General features: G+C 58.8%; 7 protein-coding genes. 1 reads left to right on the forward strand and 6 read right to left on the reverse strand.

The annotated features are described in order from the left end of the window. Positions 1-611: 611 nt before the first annotated feature. Positions 612-1589, reverse strand: a complete 978-nt coding sequence (miaA, locus tag ABX749_RS12135; RefSeq protein ID WP_372896215.1) for a tRNA (adenosine(37)-N6)-dimethylallyltransferase MiaA — start codon at positions 1587-1589, stop codon at positions 612-614. Between the two features lie 106 nt (positions 1590-1695). Here miaA and ABX749_RS12140 point away from each other — a divergent pair, with 106 nt between their 5' ends. Then, on the forward strand, positions 1696-2271 hold the full coding sequence (locus ABX749_RS12140) for a GNAT family N-acetyltransferase (protein ID WP_372896220.1): 576 nt from the start codon (positions 1696-1698) through the stop codon (positions 2269-2271). Between the two features lie 121 nt (positions 2272-2392). On the opposite strand, the gene ABX749_RS12145 is transcribed toward ABX749_RS12140, so the two are convergent. The 5 genes from ABX749_RS12145 to ABX749_RS12165 form a co-directional block, all read right to left on the reverse strand. After that, on the reverse strand, positions 2393-4663 hold the full coding sequence (locus ABX749_RS12145; RefSeq protein WP_372896216.1) for a hypothetical protein: 2271 nt from the start codon (positions 4661-4663) through the stop codon (positions 2393-2395). Continuing rightward, on the reverse strand, positions 4660-5265 hold the full coding sequence (locus ABX749_RS12150; RefSeq protein ID WP_372896217.1) for an RNA polymerase sigma factor: 606 nt from the start codon (positions 5263-5265) through the stop codon (positions 4660-4662). The genes ABX749_RS12145 and ABX749_RS12150 overlap by 4 nt, the downstream gene beginning before the upstream one ends. A 66-nt stretch (positions 5266-5331) precedes the next feature. Further along, complete coding sequence (locus tag ABX749_RS12155; RefSeq protein WP_372896218.1) at positions 5332-6606, reverse strand: DUF1501 domain-containing protein; 1275 nt, start codon at positions 6604-6606, stop codon at positions 5332-5334. An 82-nt stretch (positions 6607-6688) separates the two neighbouring features. Continuing rightward, complete coding sequence (locus ABX749_RS12160; RefSeq protein ID WP_372896221.1) at positions 6689-8311, reverse strand: DUF1549 domain-containing protein; 1623 nt, start codon at positions 8309-8311, stop codon at positions 6689-6691. A 168-nt stretch (positions 8312-8479) separates the two neighbouring features. Next, positions 8480-8779, reverse strand: a complete 300-nt coding sequence (locus ABX749_RS12165; protein WP_372896219.1) for a hypothetical protein — start codon at positions 8777-8779, stop codon at positions 8480-8482. Between the last annotated feature and the right edge of the window lie 138 nt (positions 8780-8917).

Below are 8917 nucleotides of genomic sequence, written 5' to 3' on the forward strand. Positions count from 1 at the left end.
CCCCCGCGACGTCGTCGAAGGGATGCGTGGTGATTACGCCGAACGGTGGAACATCTACTGGATCACCGCACACTTTTTGACCGCGGCGGCCGACTTTGAGAAACTGGGCGTCGATTGGCGATCGTTTTGAACGGCGTGGCGGTGCCCCCGGTTTGGCAACGCTGTAAATCAATCTCAATGGTGAGGCCCGGACGCTGGCGCGAACCGGCTGATGTCAAACGATGATCAGCCGTTTGGCGCGAGCCTAAGGGCCCTTACCTGAGGAAGCGCCGCTTCACTTAGCGGTATTGGGCTTTAGCCGCTCTCTGTCGCTGCGTATCAGCGACCGGAAATCGCCTGAAGTGGTCCGGAGGTGGCGCTACGCTGACCTCCGGCGACTCGCTGAAATCCCTTGGGATACTACGGACGCTCGGCGCGTCGCATCTGTGTCGGCCAGACATCAAGGGGGCAGTCGGCTCAGTAGCGTGAAAGTCGATGGAGGACTAGGATTCCGCCGCACCTTGGTTTTCGGGTAGGCGGTAGAGGACGAGGCGACGAGTCCTCTGTCGTCGGCATATTGGCAAGGACTCGTCGCCTCGTCCACTACCCGAAAATTCAGCTGCGATAGAGCACTAGGAAGCGGTGCCCGTCTGCTCGATGTGCTGGAGCAAGAACTCGAGCGCAGCGGATTCAGTGTCGAGTTGATCGAGCTCGACGGTGGTGATTTCGCTGAAGGATCGGAACCAGGTTTCCTGGCGTTTGGCAAGCTGTCGGGTGTGGGTCGCCACCAGGTCTTTCAGTGCATCGATGGGACCGCCGCCTGCCGCTTTCCAGTCCAGGATTTCTCGATAGCCGACGGCTTGGGAGGCGGTCCGGGACAACGAACCAAACCGCTCGACCAATTGCTCGACTTCTTCAATCAGCCCCCGCTCAAACATTTGCTCGACACGCTGGTTGATCCGCTGATGAAGTTTGCCTCGATCGTGTCGGAGCGCAAACACGTTGCAGGACCGCGCGTCGACATGGCGGTCGAATTGAACCTGTCGATGGCTCAGCGGCATCCCGGTGTGCTTGGAAACCTCCAGCGCCCGAATCATGCGGCGCGTGTCCCCAGGCGCGATCCGGGCGGCCGAAACGGGGTCGACCTGAACCAACCGCTGTCGCAGGGCCTCCGCCCCGAACGTCTCGAGGTCACGCTGCACCGATTCGCGAAACTCCCAGTCCGGCGGCGGCCCCACATCAAACCCCCTCAACACCGCCTTGAGGAACATCGGAGTTCCGCCGACAAAGATCGGGCGTTTTCCACGGCTGCAGATCTCGCCGACGCGTTGATGGGCTTCGGCCAAGTAGCACGCGACGCTGAAATCCTGATCGGGATTGGCCAGATCGAGCAGGTAGTGGGGCACCCTGGCGCGGTCGGCGGCACTCGGTTTGGCCGTCCCGATGTCCATGTGTCGATACACCGCGATCGAATCGAGCGACAAAATCTCGCCCCCGATCGCTTCGGCCAATCGCAGCGCCAGCGACGTTTTTCCCGAGGCCGTCGGACCGGTCAGGACAATGGTTTGTTCAACCAGGGGTGGAAAAGTCGTTGGAGTCGGTTCGGACATCGGCACGCCGGATAAGCCAAAAAAAGAAGATTTCCCATTTGAAGGGGTTGCCCAAAGTTTACGCAGATGCGGTCGGATCGGTAAACGCGTGGTAGAATCAAGCATCATGGGCATGACGTATTTCAAACGATATCGAATGGAATTTGACCTTCGCGATTGGCGTGGGGACGATCCGCGTCTGCCCGAAGGTTATGAGCTGTTGCCCTACCTGCCGGGGCTGTTGCGGGAACACGCGATCGCCAAGTTCAATAGTTTCAAGGAGGAATTGGACGCGAACGTTTTCCCCTGCTTGTCTCGACGCGACGGCTGTTTGCGGCTGATGCGTGAGATCACCAGCCGCGGAGATTTCGTCCCCGACGCGACCTGGCTGATCCGCGCACTCGAAACGAACCCGAAAACCGGTGCGGTCCAGCCCTACGCCGTGGGAACCATCCAGGGACTTTCCACCGAAGGCTGGGGCTCGATCCAAAATGTCGGAATCGATCCGGCGCATCGAGGCAAAGGCTTGGGATCGATTCTGCTATCCAAGGCTGCGACCGGTTTTCGCGCCGTCGGCTTGGAGCGGATGCACCTGGAAGTCACAACGGAGAACACCGGCGCGGTGCGGTTGTACGAACGACTGGGATTCAAGCGGTCCAGTGTCGTCTACAAGGCGGCGGAAGTCGCCGGGGCGAACGCCTAGTACTCCGCCGCAGCTTGGTTTTGGGTAGGCGGTAGGGGACGAGGCGACGAGTCCTTGCCAATCTGCCGACTACACAGGACTCGTCGCCTCGTCCACTACCCGAAAATTGAGCTGCGATAGACTACTCGTTTCTCAGGATCCACCAGATCCGGCTGAGCGCCGATTCTCGGCTCCTGGATTCTTCTTTCAACCGGTTTGCCGCCGCGGTGATTTCCGGCGTGACACGGTTGCGACCGGACAGGTAGACCAGGTGCTGGACTTGCAACTCGAAATCGTCGATCGAACGCAACCACGAAACCGGCAACGCGGCTTCGTCACCGGGAAAGTCGACGCTCAATTGTTGCAAGAAACTCGACGCATTTCCCGCATCGACCTCGGCAAGCGATTTGGGCGATCGCCGAGGACCATCGATCGGTTGAGCCAGGATGGCGCCCTGATCGTCCGGGCTGAATTGCCCCCCGACACGACGCATGGCAACTTCGACACGCTGATCCAATGAAGAGGTCGGAGTTTGAACCGCCGCCGCGAAGGCTTGAACCAATTCCAACGCTTCCTTTCGCTCCTGCTCGGATGACGTCAACATCGCATCGCCTTGCAGAACATCGGGTACGCTACGGTGGGCCATCGGAGACGCGATGATCAGCGCCAACGTTCTGGCGACATCGAAGTCATTGGCCTTCAAGTCGTCGGCGAGTTGTCGGTGCAAGCGATCCAGGTTTCCATCGACCGGAGGCGCGAAGGCGTCCACGGGAGACGGTTTCAGGGGGCGGCCGTGAACCAATTGCCAAAGCGAATCCACCAAGCTGTCGGCCAGCACGTCGCTGCCGACGAGCGTCTTGGTCCAGGTTTGGAAGTCTTCCATTTGCTCGGTCGACTGCAACAGGTACTTGCTGACCTTCGGCACCGCCATGCGTTGACGCCCATCTAACAGTTCATAAAACGTCGGCTTGAGCGTCGCCGGTTGCGCGGCCACGACCCAACGATTGTCCTGTCGACGAACGACGTTGCGGACCAGGGCGACGAACGACCAATAATCATCTTGGGTCCCCGAACGACCGATGTGCGAATCATGGCATCGAACACAACGCATGTCGGCGTTGATGGAGATGCTGGCCAGGTGCGTGGCGATCCCTTCGCTGCCACGACGCCCGATCGCTTGATACCACTGTCCGGATTGCTGATTGGAACCATCGATCAATGAGACCAGGGTGACGTCCAGCTTGGCTTTGCCGCTGACGCTTTTGGATAACTCGTTGACCAGCCCGGCGTTCTCGGGGCGATCCATGACCGCGACACCATTGCCAGTGGTCAATGCGAGCCAGCGTTTAGAAATCTGTTCCGCGTTGGAGGCCTCGGCCAACAGTTCACGGAGCTGTTGCGGATCGCGTAACGCTTGTTCGGAAAGCTTGATTCCCAATCGGGCATTCAAGCGGGCGGCGATTTCCGCCGGCGCGGCATCAGGCGTCGGCTGGATCCCAAGCGTCCGCCAGTAATCGCGGACCGTCGCAGCGGTTTCCGCCGCGACCAGGGTCACCGCTTGTGACTCGCCCGTAGACGGCGCTGGCGAGACCGAATCGGGAGCGGTCTCAGGCGACGGATCGGTGTTCGAAGCGATGTTGTGTGAGTCGAGTGGAATGCCGCGTGGCAGATCCGGTGTGCCGCTGTCGGACATCACAGGCGGGTTGTCGACCGGATCGACAATCGCGACTCGTGGGTCATCCGACGATGAGGATTCAACAAGCTCTGACGGAGACGGCTGGTCCGGAACATTTTCGGCCACGATCAGACTTTGATCGTCCGGATCGTTCTGCAGGTCTTCCGGTCCGCTGAGGTAAACGACGGCCAGGAGACAAGCGGCGACGGCGATCAAGATCGAGACCAGACGCCCGATCGACAGCCCGCCACCGGAGGCCTTGATCGGCGGCAGCGAAGGGCTGCTTTGCTTGGCCGCGTTGGGGGATTGGGCAAGGATCGGCGCGACCAGATCGGGCGGCGACTTGCGTTTCAGTGGGTTGACCGGGACAAATTCGGTCAGTAGCGCATCGACGACGGGATCGGCATCTTCGGCAAACTCATTGCGTTTGCTGTCGGCCGACTCGGCAAGCCGTTGCAGGATCGTCGCGGTCAGATCGGGTGGGCACGATCGCGCGTTGTCTTCGCCAGGCAAAAACTCCGCCAACAAGGTGTCGACGACCGGATCCGCATCGTCGTCGGTGTCGAGTGGTTGTTCGTGGTTGGCGGCAGCCAGTTGCGCGAGAATGCTAGCCGACAAGTCGGGCGGCTGCTTGCGTTTGCTCGCATCGCTGGAGACAAATTCAGCCAACAACGCGTCGATCAACGGATCGGCATCGCTGCGTGCTTCGTGCGGCAGTTGGCTTGCGGATTGGGTCATGGTTCGTTTTGAAGCTGCAATTTCTCTTCGACACAGTTTCGCAGCTGTTGTTTGGCTCGCTGCATCAAGTTTCGGGCTCCGTGATCGGTGATGCCCAGGGCTTCACCGATCTCGACTCGGCTGGCGCTGGAATCGAACCTCATTCGCAAGGCGATTTGAGCCCGTTCGGTTAGTTTTTCAAAACACTGTTGAAGGGCCTCCACGGCGGCGTCGCCGGTGAGGTCCTTTCCCGCCCATCGGTCCCAAGTTTCGTCGAGCAACTCGGGTTCTCCGGTGGTCTGAACGCGTCCCAGTTTGCGGTGCCTGGAGACGAGCAGGTTGTAGGCGGTTCGCCGCAAGTAGCCTGCCGTCGCGCTGTCGTTGTGCTGGACAAAATCGGGGCGCCGGAGCACACGCAAGAAGGTTTCTTGCGTCAAATCATCGGCGGTCGCGTCGTCGCATCCGAGCATTCGCAGGTAGCGCCACACGCCACGTTGGTGTCGTTGGATGAGCGTGGCCGGGTCGAGGGTTTCCGCTTCGGCCGACGGTCCATCAAACGCAGTTTCCTCGTCGACGTTGCCCTCGGGCATCGAATCGTCGGGAACATCGTTTGACTGGGTCATCGAGACGGTACTCGGCCCGGTCGAGCTTGGCGTCTGTCCGCCTAGACTGCCTTCATCCACCAATCATCAAGCCACCAATTCGCTTATCACTTTTCCACCATTGGCAATTTTCATCGGTCGTCGATTTTTACTCATGAACGTGGTGTCGAGACTAATGCCGAGTCCCTTGCAGACGGTCGCCATCAAGTCTTCACTACTGAACGGCTCGGATTCAACCTCCGTTCCGTCGTTGCTGGTTTCACCGACGGCCAATCCGCCTTGGATGCCTGCACCGCCGACGACGCAGGACCAGGACCGTGCCCAGTGGTCTCGCCCGGCGTTCTGATTGATCCGCGGTGTTCGTCCAAATTCTCCCATCCAAATGATCGCGGTGTCTTGCAACAACCCGCGTTGTTCCAGGTCCTCGACCAGGGCGCTCATCGCCTTGTCCAGTTGCGGCAACTTCGTGTCCGCCAAGGTTTGGTGAACGTTGTTGTGCAGGTCCCAGCCACCCAAGTCGACTTCGATAAACGGGACACCGCCCTCGACCAAGCGTCTGGCCAACAGACAACCCTGGCCGAACCCGTTGGTCCCATAACGTTCTTTCGTCTTCTCGTCTTCCTTCTCGACACGGAAAGCTTCCATTTGACTGCTGGTCATCAAGTCAAACGTCTTCTTGAGCACCTTGCCGTGCTCGCCGGCGGGAAGATCACGCGTCCGGTTGGCGAAACCGCTTTCGATTTCCTGCAGGGCAGCCATCCGTTGACGCAATCGCATCCCGTCTAACTTCATGTCCAAATTGCGAATCCGTCCGCTGCTGGTGACGGCAAAGGGCGACCACGCCATCCCCAAGAATCCCGGACCCGCACTGGCACCGCCGATGGTGACAAACGGAGGAATCTCCAGCTCCGGACGCTGCGACATCAACTCGTGAGCGACGACGGCACCATAGCTGGGGTGTTCGATATTGGGGTTGGGGACGAAGCCGGTATGCATGTAGTAGCGGCCGCGATTGTGGTCGGCTTCGCGGGTCGACATGCTGCGAACGATCGACAGATTGTGCATCTGTTTGGCGACCATCGGCAGATGCTCACAAATCTGCATGTCGCCGGTTGTCGAGATCGGTTGAAACGGACCACCGGTGGGGGCGCCCGGTTTCAGGTCCCACATGTCGATCGTCGGCGGGCCACCTCCCATCCAAAGCATGATCGCCGATTTCCGATTGCGACGCATCTCTTCGGCGTTGGCTGCAATGGCACCACCCATCGTCAGCGCCGCCGAGGCGGCAGCACTGGAACCCGCCAAGTGGTTCATGAAGTGTCGGCGGCTCATCCCGCTGGGAGTTTTCCAAGGTGAAATCATTGCGATTGCCTATCGAAGAATTCGGTTTCGAAGGAAGTGTTGTCAGATTGGTAACGTTTGAGAACCGCGATTGAACCCAAGCTCAATGCTGCATGATGAATTCATTGCTGTTGAGAATCGCCCACCAGACGTCCTGCAACATCTCGATCTCCTTGCCGCCGCGGGCACGGTAGAGTTCACCGGCCAATGCGACTTCCCGCTTCGTCGGCTGTCGCGACAAGCCCGCCTTGTACAGTAGGTTTAATCGGTCACGGGTCGATTTGCCCGACTGTGAAAGCCGATCCAAAAAGCTGCCCGGCTTCGTGCTCGTCGCGTTTTGTGTCAATTCGCCGTTGAACAACATCAACGCCTGGGGAATCGACCCATCAAAAGTCGTCGCTTCATCGCCTTCGTCGGTTCCAAAGGTCACCACGAATTGACGGAGCCATTCACGACGCTTTTTCTCCTGCTGCTCGTACGTGCCCGTGGCATTGCCTCCGGAGGCGGAAACCAAGGACTGATACAGTTGCTCGGCACTCATCTGACGGAGATAGAAGCGGGAGAACTTCGGCGTCTCGCCGATCGACGGATCATCGATCTGGTTGTTGCTGCCCAACACCGCCGCCAGCGAATAGGGCCGGCTGAGCGTGAGCCAGGTGATCAAGTCTTTGACGTTGTAACTGGATCCGCGGAACGCATTGGCCAAATCATCCAGCAATTGGGGGTGCGTCGGGTTGTTGTGGGGGCCCATATCATCGATGGGTTTGGTGAATCCGTATCCCAGGAACATCGACCAGTAGCGATTGATCGCCATGCGGTCGAGCGACTGGCTGTCCATCATCAACCGCCCGAGTTCTTGGCGGCGATTGACGTCATCGACATATCCGCTTTTGGAAATCTCGGTGCCGTCGGTGAAAACCGGATAAGCGACTCGCGTCAGACCGTTCCGCATCTCGTAAAAGACCAACGCATCGTTCGGATCACCTGCTTCGCCGGCATAGTCCTCGCTGACCAATTCGGCGTAATCCACATCACGCGTCCCGTCGACGAATCGGCGCAACGCACGTGTCTGTCGAAAGAACGAATTGAACTCCCAAAACTTTTGTTGCTTCCAATCATTGAAGGGGTGATTGTGGCACTGCGTGCATTGAACCTGTTGGCCGAGGAAGATCCGCGACACACTGCTCGCCGCCAACACCGCTTTCTCTTCGTTGACTTTGCCGACCAGGAAGTTGACGGCTCCATTGAATCCAGGTGCACCGGGCTTGGTCGCTCCCTCGGCGGTCACCAATTCATAGACCATCCGGTCGTAAGACTTGTTCTCGGCGAACGAGTCTCGCAGGTACTTCATCATGCCGTCGCGATTGGTCAGATCACGCCGGTCCATGCCCCCGCCGCGGCCGATCAACAGATTGCTCCAAACCGTGGCCCAATGGTTCGCATACTCTTCGGTGTAACGATCGTCATGCAACAAACGATCGACCAGCTTCGCACGACGGTTGCCGCCACGGTCGGCTGCAAATTCCTGTTGTTCTTCCAGGCTGGGAATGCGGCCGATAATGTCCAAGAACACCCGCCGACACCAAACCGCATCGTCCGCCTCCTTGGCCGGCGTGATCTCATAATCCGCCCACCCCTGCTCGATCGCATCATTGATCATCGCGATCTGGGGAGGCACGACGCTCTGCGCTCGCGCCAGCGAAGCAAACGCGATCATCAAAATCATCAGACCACCCAAAGAACGCGTCAGACGCGACAGGAAGATTGATTTTGGTGCCATGAACTGAAACCTAAACTGCTCGAGCAAACGGATGGGGTGCCCCGGTAACGGGTCGATGCGGTGAGTGCGATTCGCCCTATCAATGAAACGAAATGTCGGCGCCGTGGTACCTGATCAAGTGTCAGATTTGTCACACATTGGGAGAATCGGTCGCAGCAGCACATATGTGTTCAGTAATGGTACCCGGTTGGACACAAAATCTTCCAGTAATTCAGCACTTTTTGCGGCAAGCTGCACCAATCTACGGGCCTGTATCCCCCTGATGGCCTGCTGCAGTCCATCACGTGAAAAACGATGGGCTCCAGCTGTCTCACTCTGCGACGCGACCGAGCCGCAGACGGCATGATCAAGGGCATCAATCAATGGATTGACCAGACGTGTCACCAGCGTTGCGATGCTGGTCGAATCAGCCACCAGATTGGCTCAGCCACCCGATGGGCGGTCTCAACCATGTGCCATTTCAGGGAGTTTGAAATGCCGGAACTTTATCGCGGACTTGAGCATCCCTATTGTCAGCCATTTGATCCCGGTGCGGGAGCACTGCCCCCCCGC

This window comes from Stieleria sp. (assembly GCF_041595215.1).
Taxonomy (GTDB): Bacteria; Planctomycetota; Planctomycetia; order Pirellulales; family Pirellulaceae; genus Stieleria; species Stieleria magnilauensis.

Bases quoted from the DNA above. Each gene is read 5' to 3' on its own strand.
- miaA (WP_372896215.1), bottom strand. From the start codon at position 1,589: ATGTCCGAACCGACTCCAACGACTTTTCCACCCCTGGTTGAACAAACC.
- ABX749_RS12140 (WP_372896220.1), top strand. From the start codon at position 1,696: ATGGGCATGACGTATTTCAAACGATATCGAATGGAATTTGACCTTCGC.
- ABX749_RS12145 (WP_372896216.1), bottom strand. From the start codon at position 4,663: ATGACCCAATCCGCAAGCCAACTGCCGCACGAAGCACGCAGCGATGCC.
- ABX749_RS12150 (WP_372896217.1), bottom strand. From the start codon at position 5,265: ATGACCCAGTCAAACGATGTTCCCGACGATTCGATGCCCGAGGGCAAC.
- ABX749_RS12155 (WP_372896218.1), bottom strand. From the start codon at position 6,606: ATGATTTCACCTTGGAAAACTCCCAGCGGGATGAGCCGCCGACACTTC.
- ABX749_RS12160 (WP_372896221.1), bottom strand. From the start codon at position 8,311: ATGATTTTGATGATCGCGTTTGCTTCGCTGGCGCGAGCGCAGAGCGTC.